Raw genomic sequence first — 19,975 nt, forward strand, 5'->3', positions numbered from 1 at the left:
CATAGATCAATGTGCTCGTTTGGATACCCGGAAGGAACAGCTCATGGCTGCAGACCAGAATCCCACCACCGGCCAGAACCCCACCACGGGATCCTCGCGCGTCAAGCGCGGTCTCGCCGAGATGCTCAAGGGCGGCGTCATCATGGACGTGGTCACAGCCGAGCAGGCGAAGATCGCCGAAGATGCCGGAGCCGTCGCCGTCATGGCGCTCGAGCGCGTACCGGCCGACATCCGTGCCCAGGGCGGCGTCTCGCGCATGAGCGACCCGGACATGATCGACAGCATCATCGACACCGTCTCGATCCCTGTCATGGCGAAGGCGCGCATCGGGCACTTCGTCGAGGCGCAGGTTCTGCAGGAGCTCGGCGTCGACTACATCGACGAGTCCGAGGTGCTCTCACCCGCCGACTATGTGAACCACATCGACAAGTTCGGCTTCACTGTGCCGTTCGTGTGCGGCGCCACCAACCTGGGAGAGGCGCTGCGGCGCATCAACGAGGGTGCGGCGATGATCCGCTCCAAGGGCGAGGCCGGTACTGGCGACATCTCGGAGGCGATGAAGCACATCCGCAAGATCCGTGGTGAGATCGCGGCGCTGACCGCACTTCCCAAGGATGAGTTGTTCGTCGCCGCGAAGGAGCTGCAGGCCCCGTACGAGCTCGTCGCCGAGATCGCCGAGACCGGAAAGCTGCCGGTCGTGCTGTTCGTCGCGGGCGGCGTCGCCACCCCTGCGGATGCCGCGATGATGATGCAGCTCGGCGCGGATGGCGTGTTCGTCGGCTCCGGCATCTTCAAGTCGGGCAATCCGGCAGAACGCGCCGCCGCGATCGTGAAGGCCACGACGTTCTACGACGACGCCAAGGTCGTCGCCGAAGTCTCACGCGGGCTGGGTGAGGCCATGGTCGGCATCAACGTCTCCGACCTGCCCGCTCCGCACCGGCTCGCCGAGCGTGGCTGGTAACACGACTCGGCCGCGCGTCGGCGTACTGGCCCTGCAGGGCGACGTACGTGAGCACGAGCGAGTTCTGCAGGATCTCGGGGCGGATGTGGTGCGCGTGCGCCGCCCAGAGGAACTCTCTCAGGTGGCCGGCCTCGTGATCCCCGGCGGCGAGTCGACCGTGATCGACAAGCTGTCGCGGATGTTCGGGTTGCAGCAGCCGATCCGGGATGCGATCCGCGATGAGATGCCGGTGCTCGGCACGTGCGCCGGTCTCATCATGCTCGCCGACAGCCTGGTGGATGCGATCGTGGGGCAGGAATCGTTCGGTGGACTGGATGTCGTCGTGCGTCGCAATGCGTTCGGACGACAGGTCGAATCGTTCGAAGCCGAGCTCGACGTCCCAGCGCTCGGCGCATCGCCCGTGCGCGCTGCGTTCATCCGCGGGCCCGTCATCGAGAGCGTCGGAGCAGAAGCGACCACTCTGGCGACATTGGACGACGGTCGCGTTGTCGCCGTCGAGCAGGGCGCGCTGATGGGCGTCAGTTTCCACCCGGAGATCACCGGGGAGACGCGTTTTCACCGGCGCTTCCTCGACAGGGTCGCTGCGCCGGCCAGGGTCGGGGCCTCGCACGGCTAGTGCTCCACGAGTCTTCGGATCGCCGCCACCGTGCGGTCGATGTCGGCGCGCGTGGTGGCCCAGGACGACATCGAGCAACGCAGCGTCGCCCGTCCCCTCCACTCCGCGCCAGTGACGGCCGCGGTCCCGTCCAACAGGATCGCCTCACCCAACGCCCGCGTGGCATCGTCTGAGTCCAGGCAGAACATCACCTGCGTGTAGTCGACGTCATTGAGAACCTCGACGGCTCCGATCGCGGACAGTCCTGCGGCCATCGCAACGGCGTTCGCATGCAATCCGTCCAGAAGCCTGGTGATGCCGGCCCGTCCCAGACTGCGCATCGCTGCCCACGCCGGTACGCCGCGTGCGCGTCGGGAGAGCTCAGGCGTCACGTCCCACGGGTCCAGACCCGAGTAGATCAGGTAGTCGCCACCGGTGCGGAACGCGGCGATCGAGTCAGACGGGTCCCTCACGATCGCCATGCCGCAGTCGTACGGCACGTTCAGGGTCTTGTGCGCATCCGTCGCCCACGAATCAGCGCGTTCGATCCCCTTCGTGAGAGACCGTAGCGATTCGGACGCCGCAGCCCACAGTCCGAACGCGCCGTCGACGTGCACCCAGGCGTCGTGACGCTGTGCGATCGGGATCAGCGTCTCGAAATCATCGAACGCGCCGGTGTGCACCTCCCCGGCCTGCAGACACACGATCAACGGACCCTGTTCTGCCGCGAGAGTTCGCTCCAGCGCTCCCGCCCTCATCCGGCCCTGATCGTCCGACTCGACGACGGTGACCTCAGCGCGACCGATGCCGAGAAACCGGGACGCCCGGTCGATGGAGCCATGACGATCCGCTCCGACGACGAAACGCACGCGAGGGGCTGACCGCAGGCCTCGCTCGGCCAAGTCCCACCCGACCTTTCCCAGCACGGCGTTGCGGGCAGTTGCGAGGCACGTGAAATTGGCGAGCTGGCCGCCGGTGACGAAGCCGACACTCGCCGATTCGGGGAGCCCGAACAGATCCAGCATCCACTGTCCTGCGACGCGTTCCATCGCCACTGTCGCGGGGGTCAGAGTCGACGAACCCGAGTTCTGATCCCAGGCGGAGACGAGCCAGTCCGCAGCGAGGGCGGCCGGATGGGTCCCGCCGATCACGAAGCCGAAGAATCGCCCGCCGGGAATGGCGACGAGTCCTGGCTCGGCCTTCGACGCGATCTCGTCGACCACGGCCGCAGGATCGATGCCGTGCTCGCCCAGCGGGCCGCCGAAAGCCGCCAGCATCTCATCCAGGCCGGCACGTGGCCACACCGGTCGGTCATCCAGCGTTGTCAGGAACTCGGTCGCACGGCGGTGTGCGGTGTCGAGAGCACTCTCGCGAGCGTCCATGAGCACAAGTCTCGCACCGCGACGCCGCGCGAACAAGATGCTCGCACGTCATGCGGACGGAGCATTTCGTTAGAATGGACGACGCGCTGCGATGTCAGCAGGGCGGATACGACGAGCGGAGACATATGTCCGGGCATTCCAAGTGGGCGACGACCAAGCACAAGAAGGCGGTCATCGATTCCAGACGTGCGAAGTCGTGGGCCAAGCTCATCAAGAACATCGAGGTCGCAGCGAAGCTCGGCGGAGCAGACATGGCGGGTAACCCGACCCTGTTCGACGCCGTCTTCAAGGCGAAGAAGATGTCCGTCCCGAAGGACAACATCGACCGTGCCGTCAAGCGCGGCGCCGGCATCGGCGGCGAGAGCGTCGAGTACACCTCGATCATGTACGAGGGATACGGCGCAAATGGCGTGGCGCTGATGATCGAGTGCCTCACGGACAACAAGAACCGCGCGGCTGCGGAGGTTCGCACGACTCTCAGCCGCAACGGCGGCACGCTCGCCGACCCCGGCAGCGTCGCCTACAACTTCACCCGCAAGGGCGTCATCGTCGTCGGCTCGGAAGGCACGACCGAGGACGACGTCATGATGGCTGCGCTGGAGGCCGGTGCTGAGGAGATCGAACCGCACGCCGAGGGCTTCGAGGTCATCACCGATGCATCCGACCTGGTCGCAGTGCGCACCGCGCTCCAGGACGCCGGCATCGACTACGAGTCAGCGGATGTCGAGTTCGTGCCGAACCTGAAGGTGGAGATCGACGCCGACACCGCCCGCAAGATCTTCCGACTCATCGACGCACTCGAAGACAGCGAGGACGTGCAGAACGTCTACAGCAACTTCGACCTGACGGCAGAGGTGCAGGCCGAACTCGAGAACGACGAGTAAGGCGCGCCCTCGAAGCCGCCGCTCTCCTTGCGCATAACCTGGAGGAGTGGCGGCTTCTTCTCTGCGCGTGCTCGGCATCGACCCCGGTCTCACCCGGTGCGGTGTCGGCATCGTCGACGTCGATCGCTCGCGACGCGGAACTCTCGTGCACGTCGGGGTGATCCGAACTCCACCGGAGATGCCGATCGGCGAACGTCTCGCCGCCGTCGCTGCCGGGATCAGGACTGTCCTCGAGCAGCATCGCCCTGACGCCGTCGCCGTCGAGCGCGTGTTCGCACAGCACAACAGCCACACGGTGATGGGCACCGCACAGGCGAGCGGGGTGGCCCTTCTGCTCGCCGCTGAAGCAGGTCTGCCCGCTGCGACCCACACGCCGAGCGAGGTGAAGGCCGCAGTCACCGGCTACGGATCCGCGGACAAGAAGCAGGTGCAGGCGATGATCGCCCGCATCCTGCGCCTCGACGCGCCCCCGCAGCCCGCTGACGCCGCTGACGCTCTCGCGATCGCCCTCTGCCATGCGTGGCGCAGAGACGGAGCGGCACCCGGCGCGTCCGAATCGCTGACCCCGGCGCAGCGAGCGTGGGCGGATGCCGAGCGTGTCGCTCGAACATACATACGATCCGGCTCGTAGGCTGGGGAGATGATCTCCTCGCTGCACGGGACCGTGCTCTCCACAGGTGCCGACCATGTCGTGATCGAGGTCGGCGGCGTCGGGTTCTTCGTCTTCGTCCCCGGCGATGTGGCGCACACGAGCCGTGTCGGCGAGCAGCTGCGATTGCACACGAGTCTGATCGTGCGCGAGGACGCACTGACGCTCTTCGGCTTCGCGGAGCCTGTCGAGCTGGAGGTGTTCGGCCACCTGCTGAGCGTCACCGGAGTCGGACCGAAGTCGGCGCTGGGCGTGCTCGGACATCTCACGGTCGACCAGATCGCCACCGCCGTCGCCGATGACGACGATGCCCCGTTCCGGCGGGTGTCGGGGATCGGTCCGAAGACGGCGAAGCTCATCGTCGTGCAGCTCGCCGGCAAACTCAAAGCGCCGTCGCCACGCGCGGCCGACAGTCGCACCGGCAGCACGACCGACGTCGTCACGCAGCTGACCGCGGCTCTGGTCGGGCTCGGCTGGTCCGAGAAGGTCGCGAACGAGGCAGCGACGGAGACGGCTGATGCGGCGAGCGACGCCGATAGGCAATCCGTGTCTGCGCTGCTGCGCCAGGCACTCGCCGCTCTCGGTCCCGCCAACGCAGGGGCATCACGTGGTTGACGAAGACGCTTTCGAGGGCAGGAGCGCCGAGCCGATCGATGAAGCCGAGCTCGCGATCGAAGGCGCGCTGCGTCCAGGCAGCCTCGGCGAGTTCGTCGGTCAGCCGAAGGTGCGCGGTCAGCTGCAGTTGCTGCTCGATGCCGCGCGGATTCAGAACCGCTCGCCCGACCACATTCTTCTCGCCGGCCCTCCAGGACTCGGCAAGACGACGCTCGCCATGATCGTCGCGCATGAGAGTGAACGACCGCTCCGTCTCTCGAGCGGCCCCGCGATCCAGCACGCGGGCGATCTCGCGGCGCTGCTGTCCAGTCTGGTGCCCGGCGAGGTGCTGTTCATCGACGAGATCCATCGGATGGCCCGCTCCGCGGAGGAGATGCTCTACCTCGCGATGGAGGACTTCCGCATCGACATCATGGTCGGAAAGGGCGCCGGTGCCACCAGCATCCCTCTCGATCTGGCGCCCTTCACGCTCGTCGGCGCGACGACGCGCTCCGGGCTGCTTCCCAATCCGCTGCGCGACAGGTTCGGCTTCACCGGTCACCTCGAGTTCTACGACGACAGCGACCTCGAGAAGGTCATCGCCCGATCGTCGAGTGTGCTGGGCGTCTCGATGCCACCCGATGCGCGTTCGGAGATCGCCCGCAGGTCGCGGGGGACACCTCGCATCGCCAACCGGCTGCTGCGACGGGTGCGCGACTACGCACTCGTCCACGGCGTCCACGGAACGGCCTCGATCGCAGAGGTTCGGGCGGCGCTCGAGCTCTACGACGTCGATCCGATCGGCCTGGACCGCCTCGATCGTGCCGTGCTCGACACGCTCGTGCGACGATTCCGCGGCGGGCCGGTCGGACTCAGCACCCTCGCTGTCGCCGTCGGTGAGGAAGCCGAGACGGTGGAGAGCGTCGTCGAGCCCTTCCTCGTGCGGATCGGCTTCCTCGGCCGCACACCGCGGGGACGAGTCGCGATGCCGGAGGCCTACGAACACCTCGGACTCCAGCATCCGGAAACCGCCGCATTGTTCGATGACCTATAATCGCTGAAGGCTTCCCCCACCCCTCTGCGCGTCCATCGATGGCGCGCGCACTTTGAAAGGCTTCGCCTGATGGAAATCGTCCTCTTCGGACTCCTCGCAGTTCTCCTCGTCTTCATGTTCGTCAACACGCGCAAGCGGCAGAAGCAGATGAAGGCCGAGCAGGAGGAGAAGGCCACCAAGACGGTCCCCGGCGTCAAGGTGCTGATGCAGGGCGGGCTCTACGGCACGATCGTCGCGTACGACGCCGATGACCTCGACTCGCCCGCGCTCGTGGAGATCGCCCCCGGCACCATCATCGAGGTGCACAGCCAGGCGATCCTCCGCATCGTCGAGCCCAAGGACGCTGTGCCGGAGACCACCGACGCGGACGTCGTCGTCGCAGATGCCGACGAGGTCGTGGAAGAGCCGAACACACCTCTCGAGCCGCCCGTCGACCCCGCACTCGAGACCCCTGAGGAGACTCGCGCTCGCCTGGATCGCGACTCCGACGACAAGTAGTCATCCGCCTCGACCGCCCGGCATCGTAGAAAGCTGAACGTACGTGGCATCTTCTTCTCCAGTCCGTCACGCCTGGAAGGTTCTTCTCAGCCTTCTCATCGTGACGGCCGCATTGTTCGGCATCAATGCTGTCGGCGTGGGACTCGGGCAGAGCTCGTGGACACCCGAACTCGCCCTCGACCTGCAGGGTGGTACCCAAATCGTCCTCGGCGCCGTCACGGAAGACGGTGCCGACCCGACGCAGGAGCAGCTCGACCAGGCGGCTGCGATCATCCGCCAGCGCGTCGATGCCGCGGGCGTCGCCGAGGCCGACGTCACGACAGAGGGCGGCCGCAACATCGTCGTCCAGATCCCCGGTACGGCCGATGAGGAGACACGCGAGCGGATCCAGGCGAGCGCACAGCTCGAGTTCCGCTCAGTGCTCTACGTGGGCGACCCTGCGACCGAGTTCGTCGGTGAGGACGGCAACGCCACGCCGTATCCGACACCGGACCCCAGTGCCAACGCCGTACCGACCGCCGAGCCGACCGACGGCAGCGACATGTCGTGGATCACGGAGAAGCTGCAGTCGGAGTTCCTCGCATTCGACTGCGCAGACCCTGAGAACACGGCGGCGAACGCCCCGGAGGACGAACCGCTGATCACCTGTGATGAGACAGGCACGGTGAAGTACATCCTCGGCCCGATGGAGCTCTCCGGAGACGCCATCGACGACGCGACCAGCGGTCGTGATCAGACGTCGGGTGCATGGACCGTCAACCTCGTGCTCGACGGCAACGGCACCGAGGTCTTCGGCAAGATCAGCCAGCGGCTCTACCAGAACCAGATCGACGGCCTCAGCCCTCGCGATCAGTTCGCCTTCGTGCTCGACGGCAAGGTGATCTCCGCTCCGCAGATGAACGCCCAGATCCTCAACGGCAAGCCCAGCATCTCGGGCTCGTTCACTCAGGAGACGGCGGAGAGCCTCGCCGACCAGCTCAAGTACGGCGCACTGCCGCTGAGCTTCACGACCGAGAGTTCCGACACCGTCTCCGCGACACTCGGTACGCAGCAACTGCAGATCGGTCTGATCGCCGGCCTCATCGGCCTCGCCCTCGTCGCGGTGTACTCGCTGTTGAGCTACCGTGCGCTCGGGTCGGTGATCATCGCATCGATCGCCGTGATGGGCGTGCTGACCTACATCATCGTGTGCATCCTGGCGTGGCGCCTCGGCTTCCGCCTGTCGCTCGCGGGCGTCGCGGGTCTGATCGTGTCGATCGGCTTCACCGCCGACTCGTTCATCGTGTACTTCGAGCGCATCCGAGATGAACTGCGCGACGGGAAATCGATCACCAGCGCGGTGGAGGACGGATGGGGTCGCGCGAAGCGCACGATCTACATCTCGAAGTCGATCAACATCCTCGCGGCCGTCGTGCTGTACGTCCTGGCCGACTCCACGGTGAAGGGCTTCGCCTTCACGCTGGGGCTCACGACGCTGATCGACGTCTTCATCTTCGTGATCTTCACGCATCCCGTGATGCAGCTGCTCGCGCGAACCCGGTTCTTCGGAGGCGGGCACAAGCTGTCGGGTCTCGATCCCGAGGCTCTCGGTGCGGTCTACCGCACTCGTACGCAGTACCGCCAGGTGACTCCGGCGACCGCAGGACGCGCTGCCAAGAACAGCCGCTCGCGCGCGGAAGCAGAACGCCGACAGACCATCGCCGAACGCAAACGCGCTGAGGCGCTGGCCGGCGACAGAACCACAGATGCCGGAAGCGAGGGAGAGCGCTGATGGCCTCCATGAATGAGTTCGGCAACAACCTCTACAGCGGGAAGACCTCATTCCCGTTCGTCGGCAGGCGCCGCCTGTGGTTCGTGATCGCGATCGCCCTTGTCGTGGCGTCGGCTCTCGTCCCGCTGCTGCGCCCTGTGCAATTCTCGATCGAGTTCACCGGCGGTTCGCAGTTCACGGTGCTCGCGCCGGAGGACACGGATCAGTCGATCGCGACGGAGGCCGTTCAGTCCGTCGTTCCCGAGGCCGCCGCCAAGGTCGCGATCGTCAACGGCACCGACGTGCGCGTGCAGACCTCTCAGATGAGCCCCGAGGAGACGCAGAGCGTCGCCGGTGCGCTGGCCGAGGCATACGAGGTGCCCGCTGAAGAGGTCGCATCATCGTTCATCGGTCCGGTCTGGGGTGAGAGCGTCACGAGGCAGTCGCTGTGGGGCCTGGCGATCTTCCTCGCACTGACGTTCCTCATCCTCGCGATCTACTTCCGCACCTGGAAGATGTCTGCGGCGGCCATCATCGGCCTGCTCGACGTGCTGGTGATCACGGTCGGCGTCTACGCCCTGGCCGGCTTCGAGATCTCACCGGCGGCGGTGATCGGTTTCCTCACGATCCTCGCGTATTCCTTGTACGACACGACGGTGGTGTTCGACAAGATCAGGGAGAACACCACGGAGGACGGTGAGAACTCGTCTCGGACGTTCGGCGAGTCCGTCAACCTGGCGGTGAACCAGACGCTGATCCGATCGATCAACACCTCAGTCGTCGCTGCGCTTCCCGTCGGAGCGATCCTGTTCATCGGTTCGTTCTGGCTCGGAGCCGAGACCCTCACCGACATCTCGCTGTCGATCTTCGTCGGCATCCTCGTCGCCACGTATTCGACGCTGTTCGTGGCCGCTCCGCTGTACTCGCTCTTCCGCGAGAAGGAGCCGCAGATCATCGCTCGGGACAACCGCGTGCTCGAGCTGCGCGAACGCGCACGCGCGGACGTGTAGCACCTTCGGCTGCGAAGCCGTGCCTGCTCTGCACGCGTAGGATGTTCTGACCCGGAGGTGTAGTGATGGCGGAGGCGAACACGTCGACGCAGGGATCCAGTCTGAGAAGGCTGGTGCCCCGCATCTTCTCGCGCGCGCCCCGCATCAACGATCTCGACAACCTCGTTCGCACGGTGCGGGTCAACCACCCCAAGGGCGACCTCGCGATCATCGAACGCGCCTACCGCGTCGCCCATGAGAAGCACGAGGGGCAGAAGCGTCAGAGCGGCGAGCCCTACATCACTCATCCGCTCGCCGTCGCGCAGATCCTCGCAGAGATGGGGCTCGGACCGCGGGCCATCGCCGCTGCGTTGCTGCACGACACCGTGGAGGACACCGGGTACGCGCTCTCGGAGCTGACTGAGGTCTTCGGCGACGAGGTCGCCATGCTCGTCGACGGCGTCACCAAGCTCGACAAGGTCAAGTACGGCGAGAGTGCGCAGGCCGAGACCGTCCGCAAGATGATCGTGGCGATGTCGAAGGACATCCGCGTACTGCTCATCAAGCTCGCCGATCGCCTGCACAATGCGCGCACCTGGGGCTTCGTCCCGCCGGAGAAGGCGGAGAAGAAGGCCAGGGAGACGCTGGAGATCTATGCTCCGCTCGCCAACCGTCTCGGCATCCAGGCGATCAAGTCCGAACTCGAGGATCTCTCGTTCGCGGTGCTGCACCCGAAGATCTACGCCGAGATCAACAGCCTGATCGCGCAGCGCACCCCGCAGCGCGAGAAGTATCTCGCCCAGGTCATCGAGTCCATCAACGAGGACCTCCATGACCTGAGGATCCGCGGCAAGGTCGGCGGCCGGCCCAAGCAGCTGTACTCGGTCTACCAGAAGATGGTGATCCGCGGACGCGAGTTCGACGACATCTACGACCTCATCGGCATCCGCGTCCTGGTGAACTCCGTGCGGGACTGCTATGCGGTGCTCGGCGCGATCCACGCGCGTTGGACGCCTCTTCCCGGCCGGTTCAAGGACTACATCGCCACCCCGAAGTTCAACCTCTACCAGTCGTTGCACACCACCGTCATCGGGCCGAGCGGCCGCACGGTCGAGATTCAGATCCGCACGCACGAGATGCATCAGCAGGCGGAGTTCGGCGTCGCCGCGCACTGGATGTACAAAGAGCGGATGAACGGCGGCAGGCCGATCGGCGGTCCGACCGACACGGACATGACGTGGTTGGCCCACATCTCCGACTGGCAGGCCGAGACCGCAGATCCGAGCGAGTTCCTCGACTCGCTCCGCTTCGAGATCGGAGCGAAAGAGGTCTACGTCTTCACGCCGAAGGGGCGCGTGATCGGGCTTCCCGCCGGCGCCACACCGGTCGACTTCGCCTATGCCGTGCACACCGAGATCGGTCACCGCACGATGGGTGCGAAGGTGAACGGTCGCCTCGTGCCCCTGGAGACGGCGGTCAAGAGCGGCGATGTCGTCGAGGTCTTCACATCGAAGAACCCGGATGCCGGACCCAGCCAGGACTGGCTCAGCTTCGTCAAGAGCACCCGTGCGCGCAACAAGATCCGCGGCTGGTTCACGAAGGAGCGGCGCGAGGAAGCCATCGAGCAGGGGAAGGAATCCATCGCCCGCGCGATGCGCCGGCAGAACCTGCCGCTGCAGAAGCTGATGAGTCAGGATTCCTTCGCCGAGGTGGCCCACCAGCTGCACTACGAAGACGTCTCCGCGCTGTACGCCGCGGTAGGCGAAGGCCACGTCTCCACGCAGTCGGTGCTCGAGAAGGTCACCGCACTCATCGCGGCGAATGACACGACGACCGGTGCGATCGAGATCCCAGGCAAGCCGCGCTCTCGTGAGCCGCGGACGGGCGACTCGGGCATACTCGTGCGTGGCGCCGACGACATCCTCGTCAAGCTCGCCAAGTGCTGCACTCCTGTGCCGGGTGACCCGATCGTCGGTTTCGTCACTCGCGGCAGCGGCGTGTCAGTGCATCGAGCGGACTGCGTCAACGTCAAGGCACTCAGCTCCGAGGAGCAGCGCTTCGTCGAGGTCGAGTGGGCCCCGACGACCAAGAGCGTGTTCCGCGTGCAGATCCAGGTCGAAGCGCTGGACCGCGCGGGTCTCCTCTCCGATGTCACACGCGTGCTCAGCGAGCACCACGTGAACATCCTCTCCGCGACCGTGAACACGAATGACGAGCGGCTGGCCATCAGCAGGTTCGTGTTCGAGATGGGCGACTCCGTGCACCTGGACCGCGTGCTCAACGCCGTCCGCCGCATCGACGCCGTCTACGACGTGTACCGCGTCACCTCGTCCTGAGCGGGCTCGGCCTGAGCGACCTCGTCCTGAGCGCGCTCGTTCAGGAGCGCGCTCACGGCGGCCAGGGCAGCACGCTTGCCCGGCATCCGTGAGCGAGCTGTGAGCAGCGTCTGCACGCGCGGCACCAGTGAGGGGAACGCTTCAGCCATACCCCGCATCCACACGGCGCACTCGCTGAACCGGCTCGACGTGAGCACGAGGTCGGTCATCGTCCGCAGCCGCGTCGTCACCGGTGCCCCGGCGAGGAAGATCAGATCGCTCAACGGGACCTGCCCCTCGTGCACGATCACGTTCGTGCGCAGCGGCACGCGAGGGCGACGATCGACAGCGCGCTGGATGTGATGGTGCAGCGGCGGCGCATCACCGATGCCGTGCACCCAGGCCGCGGTCGGGCCGCTCGCGGCGTAACCGGGGGAGAGCACCGGGCCGAGAGCCGCAGCTCTGGCACCGTCATCCTCCGGCAGGTCGGCGGGCATGTAGCCTTCACCCACCTCGACGAGCACTCCGTCCAGACGTGCTGCGCTCAGCTCCGCCTCAGACAGCAGCGCCCCGGGTCGGTAGAACAGTGACGGATCCACACGTTCAGTGTGACTCGCTGCTCTCCTCGCCGGGGCGGGCTGTGGATAAGGTCAGGCGTCGAGCGCGTTCAACCAGGCCCGGCGGGCCTCGAGAGCGTCGGCTGCCTCCTTGGCGGCCTTCTTGTCGCCGGCCTTCTCGGCTGCGGCCTTCTCACCCTCGAGCTTCTCGATCGCGTCGAGGAGCTGCTGGCTCATGTCGTTGGCGCGCGCCTTGGTCTCGGGGTTGTTGCGCTTCCAGTCCACCTCTTCGCGGGACTTGAGCGACTGCTCGATGACGCGCAGCTTGTCGTCCAAGGCACGCTCGCGGTCGCGCGGGAAGATGCGGCCCACGTCGTCCCATTGGCGCTGGATGCGGGTGAGAAGGGCGCGTGCCTGCTTGATGTTGGGCTCGTCGGCTACTGCCTTGGCCTCCTCGAGCAGAGCTTCGCGGGCCTCGATCTTCGGGGCCGATTCCGCCTCTTCCGCAGCGGACTGCTCAGCTCGCGCAGCGTACAGCGCGTCGCCCGCGGCTTTGAAGCGCGCCCACAGCGCGTCATCGGCCTTGCGTCCTGCACGACCGGATGCCTTCCACTCATCCAGCAGCGTGCGATACGCGGGGATCCCGTCCACGCCCTTGGGCGCCAGGGCTTCCGCTCGCTCGATCAGCTGGGACTTGCGCTCACGCGCCGCCTTGTGCGTCTCATCGAGGTCGGAGTAGAAGGCCCGGCGACTCTTGTCGACGACGGAGCGTGCGTCACGGAATCGCTTCCAGAGCTGCTGGGAGATGCCCTTTGGCAGGCGAGGACCGCTCTGCTGCTGTGCCTGCCACGCGTCGAAGAGCGCGGTCACCTCTTCGGTGACCTGCTTCCATTGCACCTTCGACAGATCGCGAGCGGCGATCTGTTCGATGCTCTCGACAAGGACGGTACGCTCGGCGATCGCCGCGTCCACGAGTTCCTTCGCCTGCTGCGCCTCGGCAGCGCTGGCCTCTGACAGAGCAGAGGTGAGCGTCTCCAGACGCGCGCGCAGCGATGCGAGATCGCCGACGGCAGCGGCGCCTGTGATCTCGTCCACGAGGTGCTTGGCCTGCGTCGTCAGGTCGCCGGCTGACGCGCCGCCGGCCTGATGACGCTGCTCGAGCGTGTGCACCTTGAATGCGAGATCGTCGAACTTGCGCACGTAGTAGGCGAGAGCCTCGTCGGTCGTGCCGTCAGGGTACTGGCCGACGACGCGCCACTCCTCGCCCTCTCGCACCTCGACGGTTCCGTCTTCGGTGACGCGACCCCAGTCAGCCGAGTCGGCTGCCGCGACAGGCGACACCGGTGCCGCAGCCGCAACGGGTGCGGGAGTGCGCGGCGGCATCGGGATGCGCGGGGGCGCGGGGACGGGGGGAGTCGGCTTCGAAGGCTCGGTGGCAGACACGATGTGCTCCTTGCGCGGTCAGCCCGCGGGAGGGGGAAAGGACGTTGATCAGCCTAGTACGAGCCGGGCACTGTGCGAGGGGGCTCGGATCTCACAGAGTCGTTACCGTTTTGTGAGGAGAACGTTCGACGCGCGTAACGGGAGGCGCCGGGTCCGCGAAACACCGCGCTCATAGTGTCTGGTCATCCCCGACGTGTTGGAGGCGCAGTGAACGAGAACATCGAATCGGTGACGCGGGTCGTCGTGGTCGGCGCCGGTATGGTGGCGCACCGCTTCGTGGAGAGTGTGCTGAGCCGTGCCGATGGCGAGGTGCTCGTCACAGTGATAGGCGATGAAGCGCGGTATCCGTACGATCGCGTCGGGCTCACCGGGTACTTCTCCGGAGCGACTCCGGCTGAGCTGACACTCGATCGTGACGTCTTCGACGACGAGCGCGTCACTCTGATCCCCGATGACCGGGTCATCCGCATCGACCGGCGCGCCCACACCGTGCTTACTCGAACGCGACGCGTGATCGGATACGACGCACTGGTTCTCGCGACGGGTTCGTACGCGGCGCGTGTCGCAGTCGACGGCGCCGACCTGCCCGGATGCTTCGTCTACCGCACCCTCGACGACGTGCAGGAGCTGCGCCGGTTCGTGCAGCACCGCAGCGGCGAACTCGGACGACCGCTGCGCGGCGCAGTCATCGGAGGCGGACTGCTCGGCCTGGAGGCAGCGGGCGCGCTGCAGGGCCTCGACGTCGACTGCACGGTGGTGCAGTCATCCGATCGTCTGATGTCCGCACAGCTCGACCTCGCCGGCGGTGGCATGCTGCGTCGTCTCATCGAGGCGAGGGGCATCGCTGTGCGCACGGAGTCGCGCACGACCAGGCTCGATCCGGACGACTCCGGTGCCGTGACCGCACTGGAGTTCCAGGACGGCAGCTTCCAGCGCGCAGATGTCGTGATCTTCACGGTCGGCGTCCGTCCGCGCGACGAGCTCGCCAGGAACGCGCAGCTCGATGTGCACCCTCGCGGTGGGGTGGTGATCGATGACCGCTGCCGCACGAGCGACCCGGCGATCCTCGCGATCGGTGAGGTGGCGAACTTCGACGATCGCACAGTCGGGCTGGTCGCACCAGGCTACGCGATGGCGGAGGTCGCCGCGACACGGCTGCTCGGCGGCGATGCGACCTTCCCCGGATACGACGAATCCGCCAAGCTCAAGCTCTCCGGCGTCGACGTCGCGAGCTTCGGTGACGCATTCGCGCAGACACCGAACGCACTCGACGTCGTGTACGCCGACCCCGTGGCCGGTGTCTACAAGAAGCTCGTGCTCTCGGACGATGCGCAGACCCTGCTGGGCGGCATCCTCGTCGGCGACGCAGCGGCATACGGTTCCTTGCGTCCTCTGGTCGGTGCTCGTCTCGGCGCGGATCCGGTCGCCTACCTGATGCCGGAGGGAGGCGTGGAGGCGCCGGGAGGTGCGCTGGCGGACGAGGCGGTCGTGTGCTCATGCTCGAACGTGACCGCCGGACGGATTCGTCAGGCGGTGCACGAGGAGGGTTGCATGGACGCCGGTGCGGTCAAGGCCTGCACAAAGGCGGGGGCGACCTGCGGATCGTGCGTTCTCATGGTGAAGAAGGTCGTGGGTCAAGAGCTCACGAAGCTCGGTCAGACGGTCTCGAATGCGCTCTGCGAGCACTTCGACATGTCGCGTCGTCAGCTCTTCGATGCGGTGCGGGTGTCGGAGCTCACCACGTTCAGCGCAGTGATCGAGCGGTTCGGGCGCGGACGCGGATGCGACATCTGCAAGCCGGCTCTCGCAAGCATCCTCTCCGTTCTGGTGGGGGCTCACGTGCTCGACGGCGAGAACGCGACCCTGCAGGACACCAACGATCACGTCATGGCCAACATGCAGAAGGACGGCACCTACTCGGTGGTGCCGCGGATGCCGGGGGGCGAGGTCACGCCTGCCGGTCTGGTGGTCATCGGGCAGGTGGCCGAGGACTTCGGTCTGTACACGAAGCTCACCGGGGGACAGCGCATCGACATGTTCGGCGCTCGCCTCGAGCAGTTGCCGCTGATCTGGCAACGGCTGGTGGACGCCGGCTTCGAATCGGGACAGGCATATGGCAAGTCGCTCCGGACGGTGAAATCGTGCGTGGGCTCGACCTGGTGCCGCTACGGCGTGCTCGACTCGGTCGGCATGGCGGTGCGCCTGGAACTGCGTTATCGCGGACTCAGGGCTCCGCACAAGCTCAAGATCGGCGTCTCGGGGTGTGCACGCGAGTGCGCAGAGGCACGAGGAAAGGACGTCGGCGTGATCGCCACCGAGACCGGCTGGAACATGTACGTCGGCGGCAACGGCGGGTTCACGCCGCGCCACGCCGAACTGCTCGCGTCAGACCTCTCCGACGATGAGCTGATCCGCGCGATCGACCGATTCTTCATGTACTACATCCGCACGGCCGACCGGCTGCAGCGCACAGCGCCCTGGTGCGAAGAGCTCGAAGGCGGTCTCGCCGGTCTCAAGGAGGTCATCTTCGACGACTCCCTCGGCATCTGCGACGATCTCGACGCAGCGATGGCCAGGCACGTCGACAATTACGAGGACGAATGGGCGGCGACGCTGCGGGATCCGCAGAAGCTGAAGCGCTTCGAGTCGTTCGTGAATGCGGCTGAGACGCCCGATCCATCACTGGCGTATGTCGCGACGCGTGGCCAACTCCGGCCGGCCACCGCCGAGGAGCGCGAGGCAGGCGGCGTGATGATCGCCGGCACGACCCTGGAGGTGCGTCGATGACTCTTCCGACTGACGCGGGCGATGCGATTCGCGTGTGCAGCATCCGGGATCTCGAGGTCGAACGGGGACGCGCTGCGCTCATCGGCGCAGAGCAGGTCGCGTTGTTCCTGCTGCCGGACGGCGCCGTGCACGCGGTGTCGAACCTCGATCCGTACAGCGGAGCGAATGTGATCTCCCGAGGCATCGTCGGCACGAGGGGCGATGCACCGACTGTCGCCTCCCCCATGCACAAGCAGGTGTTCGATCTGCGCACGGGGGAGTGCCTGGAGACACAGGGCAAGCCCACTCGGCGCCTTGCTGTATGGGTCGCGCAGACGGTGGGCGATGACGTCTATCTGCTGCCGCAACCAGCACGAGCGTCCGCCAGTGACGCGTTGCAGGAGGTGCGTTGAGATGACGACGATGCTGGGACTCTCGCTGAACGGGCGCCGCGTCGTGCTCGTCGGCGGCGGCGCAGTCGCAGCGCGTCGGGTCGAGCGATTCCTCGCCGATGGGGCGCTGGTTCGAATCGTCGCCCCCGATCTCGCCCCACGGCTGCGCGCGCTGGTCGGCGAAGACGGGACAGGCACGGGGCCGGAGCGCATCGAGTGGGTTCCGCGCCGTTTCGTCGCCGACGACCTGGACGATGCGTGGCTCGTGCACTGCGCCACCGGCGACAGCGCGGTCGATCGAGAGATCGCCGCGCTCTGCGACCAGCGACGGGTGTTCTGCATCAATGCGTCAGACGGCGCACACACCAGCGCCAGGATGACGGCGCAGACGATGTCGGGCGATGTGGTCGTCGGCGTATCGAGCGAGGTCGGCGTCGACCCGCGTCGTGCCGCAGGGGTGCGCGACGCGATCGAGGGGATGCTGGATTCCGGTCGGCTTCCGCTCCGGCGACGCCGTACGGGCGGCGCCGGACGCGTCGACCTCATCGGTGGAGGTCCGGGTCCGCTCGATCTCATGACGGTGCGTGCGCGACGGCTGCTGGCGGAGGCCGATGTCGTCGTCGCCGATCGCCTGGGGCCGACGGCGGACGTGATCGCAGAACTCGATCCTGACGTCCTCGTGATCGACGTGGGCAAACGCCCGCACCATCACCCAGTGCCCCAGCATGAGATCAATGCGCTTCTCGTCGAGCACGCCACGGCAGGCAAGCGCGTCGTCCGGCTCAAAGGCGGAGATCCGTTCGTGTACGGCCGCGGCGGCGAGGAGGTCATCGCTTGTCAGCAGGCCGGCATCCCGGTCGAGGTCACCCCCGGCGTCTCCAGCGCGATATCAGTGCCGCAGGCCGCCGGCATCCCCGTCACGCATCGAGGCACGGCATCCGCCCTGCACGTCGTGAACGGGCAGGGTGATGTCTCGGCCACGACCCTCCGGTCTCTCGCCGATTCCGAAGTGACGACCGCGATGCTGATGGGCGTCGCGGCTCTGCCGCAGGTCGTGCGAACGGCGCTGGATCATGGGATCAGCGAGGATCTGCCGGTCGCGATCATCGAGAACGGGCACACACCAAGGCAGCGCACGACGCGCAGCACTCTCGGCGCCGTCGTCGCACGTGCAGCGGAGGTCGGGGTGCACAACCCCGCGGTGATCGTGTTCGGTGACGTCGCGCGGGCAGGACTGCTCATGCCGGAGGCCGTTCGAAGCGGGGAGTCCCATAGGTGAGCTCGCGGAGCGTTCTGGATGCCGCACTCGCGGGCTGCACGATCGTCATCGCCGCAGATCGCCGAGCCGGCGATCTGGCGAGCGCCCTGGAGCGACGTGGCGCGCAGGTGTGCCGTGCTCCGGCGTTGAGCATCGTGCCCAACGCGGACGACGAGGAGCTCATCCGTCGCACGCACGAACTCGTCGAGCGCCCGCCGGACATCGTGGTCGTCACGACCGGAGTGGGCTTTCGCGGCTGGATGGATGCCGCCCACGAGCACGATCTCGCGGAAGGGCTTGCCGGTGCGCTCGGCGGTTCGCAATTCATCGCGAGAGGGCCCAAGGCGCACGGAGCCATCCAGCAGGCCGGGTTCGTCGCGGACTGGGTGGCGGAATCGGAAACGGCCGCCGAAGTGGCCGAGTACCTGTTGTCGTCGCCCCTGGTCGGCAAGCGCATCGCCGTGCAGCACCACGGCGCGGGTTCGGACGGGCTGGACGACCTGCTCTCGGATGCGGGTGCTGAGATCGTCAGTCTCACGGTCTACCGCTGGGGGCCACCGGAGGATCCCGCACTCGTGGAACGCTCCGTCACCCAAGCCGCGGGAGGCGAGGTCGATGCTGTGCTGTTCACCTCTGCCCCTGGCGCTGCGGAATGGATCCGCTCAGCGATCCGGCTGGACGCGCTCGACAGGATCCGAGACCGTGCGGCATCCGGCAGGCTGCTGCTCGCTGCCGTCGGGCCGATCACAGCCGCGCCGCTGCGCGAACACCGACTCCGTGACACGATCGCCGATCGAGGCCGGCTCGGCTCCCTCGCGCGGTGCGTGATCGGGTACTTCGGCAGTGGAGGGTCGGCACCGACATTGACCACATCAGCAGGACGCGTGTCGATGCGCAGCGGCGGCGTCGTCGTCGACGGTGAGTTCATCGCCCTCTCTCGGGCGGGTGCCGGACTGCTCGGTGCTCTTTTCGACGCCGGCGGCCGGGTGCTCACACGAGATGAGATCGCCGTGGCACTTCCGCGCACCGGACCGAACGCGCATGCCGTCGAGATGGCCGTCGCACGCGTACGCGAGGCCCTCGGGCCGGTCGACATCGTCAGGACCGTCGTGAAGCGCGGCTACCGACTCGCTGTGGAGGACACCGCGTGACCACGCTCATCGCCTGCTCGCACGGCACGAACGATCCTGCGGGGCAGGAAGCTGTCCGTCGTCTGATCGGCGACGTCCGCGCGCTGCTGCCTGCGGTCAGGGTCGTGGCGGCAGTGGTCGATGTGGAGCAGCCGCAGATCGATGAGGTCATCGCTCAGGAGGCGCCTCGAGACGACGTGATCGTCGTACCGCTGCTGCTCTCAGTCGGCTACCACACCGCGGTCGACATCACACGGGCTGTGGGCAGGCACACGAATGCCCGCCAGTCGGAGCCGCTCGGTACGCACCCGCTCATCGCCGATGTTCTGGCCGATCGCCTTTCTGACGCCCTGCCCATGGGCTGGGTGCGCGGAGACCATGTCGTGCTCGCCGCTGCCGGGTCGAGCAATCCCGCAGCTCTGGTCGATGTGGAAGCGGTCGCCGCGAGGCTGCGCCCGCTGCTTCCGGCTCCTGTCACGGTGGGCTACGCCTCGGCATCCGTCCCACGGATCGGTACGGCCGTCGCGGAGGCACGTGCGGGTGGCGCTGCGCGCGTCATCGCCGCGAGTCACGTGCTGGCTCCCGGGTTCTTCGCCGGTCTCGTCTCCTCGGGAGGTGCAGATGTCGTCAGCCTGCCGCTCGCACCGGATCCGCGCATCGCCCAGGTCGTCGTCGATCGGTTCCTCGCGGCCCGCTGACGGGCCGCGAGGACAACAGAACACCCCGGCGAGCTTCGGTCTCACCGGGGTGTTCTGAGT

General features: G+C 66.9%; 18 protein-coding genes. 15 read left to right on the plus strand and 3 right to left on the minus strand.

Translation table 11 applies throughout. The features are described 5' to 3' along the window. Positions 1 to 43 precede the first annotated feature (43 nt). Complete coding sequence (pdxS, locus tag ACP7AR_RS04170) at positions 44 to 961, plus strand: pyridoxal 5'-phosphate synthase lyase subunit PdxS (RefSeq protein WP_426183077.1); 918 nt, start codon at positions 44 to 46, stop codon at positions 959 to 961. Next, positions 951 to 1,577 carry a pyridoxal 5'-phosphate synthase glutaminase subunit PdxT gene (gene pdxT, locus ACP7AR_RS04175; protein ID WP_426183079.1) on the plus strand — a complete coding sequence of 209 codons (627 nt, stop codon included), beginning with the start codon at positions 951 to 953 and terminating at the stop codon, positions 1,575 to 1,577. The genes pdxS and pdxT overlap by 11 nt, the downstream gene beginning before the upstream one ends. Here the strand turns inward: pdxT and ACP7AR_RS04180 are convergent. Beyond that, positions 1,574 to 2,938, minus strand: a complete 1,365-nt coding sequence (locus ACP7AR_RS04180) for a pyridoxal phosphate-dependent decarboxylase family protein (RefSeq protein ID WP_426183081.1) — start codon at positions 2,936 to 2,938, stop codon at positions 1,574 to 1,576. The genes pdxT and ACP7AR_RS04180 overlap by 4 nt on opposite strands. A 125-nt stretch (positions 2,939 to 3,063) precedes the next feature. Between ACP7AR_RS04180 and ACP7AR_RS04185 the strand changes: the two genes are divergently transcribed. The 8 genes from ACP7AR_RS04185 to ACP7AR_RS04220 all read left to right on the plus strand — a co-directional run bounded on the left by ACP7AR_RS04185 (position 3,064) and on the right by ACP7AR_RS04220 (position 11,692). Continuing rightward, positions 3,064 to 3,822, plus strand: coding sequence for a YebC/PmpR family DNA-binding transcriptional regulator (locus ACP7AR_RS04185; RefSeq protein WP_426183083.1), 759 nt, complete (start codon positions 3,064 to 3,066; stop codon positions 3,820 to 3,822). A gap of 46 nt (positions 3,823 to 3,868) precedes the next feature. Then, positions 3,869 to 4,453, plus strand: a complete 585-nt coding sequence (ruvC, locus tag ACP7AR_RS04190; RefSeq protein WP_426183085.1) for a crossover junction endodeoxyribonuclease RuvC — start codon at positions 3,869 to 3,871, stop codon at positions 4,451 to 4,453. 9 nt (positions 4,454 to 4,462) lie between these two features. Beyond that, positions 4,463 to 5,086, plus strand: coding sequence for a Holliday junction branch migration protein RuvA (gene ruvA / locus ACP7AR_RS04195; RefSeq protein WP_426183087.1), 624 nt, complete (start codon positions 4,463 to 4,465; stop codon positions 5,084 to 5,086). Then, entirely contained in the window at positions 5,079 to 6,119 is a 1,041-nt protein-coding gene (ruvB, locus tag ACP7AR_RS04200) for a Holliday junction branch migration DNA helicase RuvB (protein ID WP_426183089.1), read from the plus strand. The genes ruvA and ruvB overlap by 8 nt, the downstream gene beginning before the upstream one ends. Before the next feature lie 69 nt (positions 6,120 to 6,188). Next, positions 6,189 to 6,617, plus strand: a complete 429-nt coding sequence (locus ACP7AR_RS04205; protein ID WP_426183091.1) for a preprotein translocase subunit YajC — start codon at positions 6,189 to 6,191, stop codon at positions 6,615 to 6,617. A gap of 43 nt (positions 6,618 to 6,660) precedes the next feature. Next, positions 6,661 to 8,388 (plus strand): protein translocase subunit SecD, encoded by a 1,728-nt coding sequence (secD, locus tag ACP7AR_RS04210; RefSeq protein WP_426183093.1) that lies wholly within the window; start codon positions 6,661 to 6,663, stop codon positions 8,386 to 8,388. Further along, the gene (gene secF, locus ACP7AR_RS04215) at positions 8,388 to 9,377 is read left to right on the plus strand and encodes a protein translocase subunit SecF (protein WP_426183095.1); all 990 of its coding nucleotides are present in this window, start codon (positions 8,388 to 8,390) and stop codon (positions 9,375 to 9,377) included. The genes secD and secF overlap by 1 nt, the downstream gene beginning before the upstream one ends. A 65-nt stretch (positions 9,378 to 9,442) precedes the next feature. Next, complete coding sequence (locus tag ACP7AR_RS04220; RefSeq protein ID WP_426183097.1) at positions 9,443 to 11,692, plus strand: RelA/SpoT family protein; 2,250 nt, start codon at positions 9,443 to 9,445, stop codon at positions 11,690 to 11,692. Here ACP7AR_RS04220 and ACP7AR_RS04225 read toward each other — a convergent pair. Both ACP7AR_RS04225 and ACP7AR_RS04230 read right to left on the minus strand, forming a co-directional pair. Beyond that, entirely contained in the window at positions 11,662 to 12,270 is a 609-nt protein-coding gene (locus ACP7AR_RS04225; protein ID WP_426183099.1) for a hypothetical protein, read from the minus strand. The two genes, ACP7AR_RS04220 and ACP7AR_RS04225, sit on opposite strands and share 31 nt — an antisense overlap. A 51-nt stretch (positions 12,271 to 12,321) precedes the next feature. Beyond that, entirely contained in the window at positions 12,322 to 13,671 is a 1,350-nt protein-coding gene (locus ACP7AR_RS04230; RefSeq protein ID WP_426183101.1) for a DUF349 domain-containing protein, read from the minus strand. 207 nt (positions 13,672 to 13,878) lie between these two features. Between ACP7AR_RS04230 and nirB the strand changes: the two genes are divergently transcribed. Genes nirB through ACP7AR_RS04255 form a run of 5 tightly spaced genes read left to right on the plus strand, consistent with a single transcriptional unit; the run spans position 13,879 to position 19,915 of the window. Then, positions 13,879 to 16,458, plus strand: coding sequence for a nitrite reductase large subunit NirB (gene nirB / locus ACP7AR_RS04235; protein ID WP_426183103.1), 2,580 nt, complete (start codon positions 13,879 to 13,881; stop codon positions 16,456 to 16,458). After that, positions 16,455 to 16,850, plus strand: coding sequence for a nitrite reductase small subunit NirD (gene nirD / locus ACP7AR_RS04240; RefSeq protein WP_426183105.1), 396 nt, complete (start codon positions 16,455 to 16,457; stop codon positions 16,848 to 16,850). Before nirB ends, nirD begins: the two co-directional genes overlap by 4 nt. A gap of 1 nt (position 16,851) precedes the next feature. Then, entirely contained in the window at positions 16,852 to 18,108 is a 1,257-nt protein-coding gene (cobA, locus tag ACP7AR_RS04245) for a uroporphyrinogen-III C-methyltransferase (protein WP_426183107.1), read from the plus strand. Then, positions 18,105 to 19,238 (plus strand): uroporphyrinogen-III synthase, encoded by a 1,134-nt coding sequence (locus ACP7AR_RS04250; protein WP_426183109.1) that lies wholly within the window; start codon positions 18,105 to 18,107, stop codon positions 19,236 to 19,238. Before cobA ends, ACP7AR_RS04250 begins: the two co-directional genes overlap by 4 nt. Then, entirely contained in the window at positions 19,235 to 19,915 is a 681-nt protein-coding gene (locus ACP7AR_RS04255) for a sirohydrochlorin chelatase (RefSeq protein WP_426183111.1), read from the plus strand. Before ACP7AR_RS04250 ends, ACP7AR_RS04255 begins: the two co-directional genes overlap by 4 nt. The last annotated feature ends 60 nt before the right edge of the window (positions 19,916 to 19,975 follow it).

Source organism: Microbacterium sp. TWP3-1-2b2, from assembly GCF_049896145.1.
Taxonomy (GTDB): domain Bacteria; phylum Actinomycetota; class Actinomycetes; order Actinomycetales; family Microbacteriaceae; genus Microbacterium.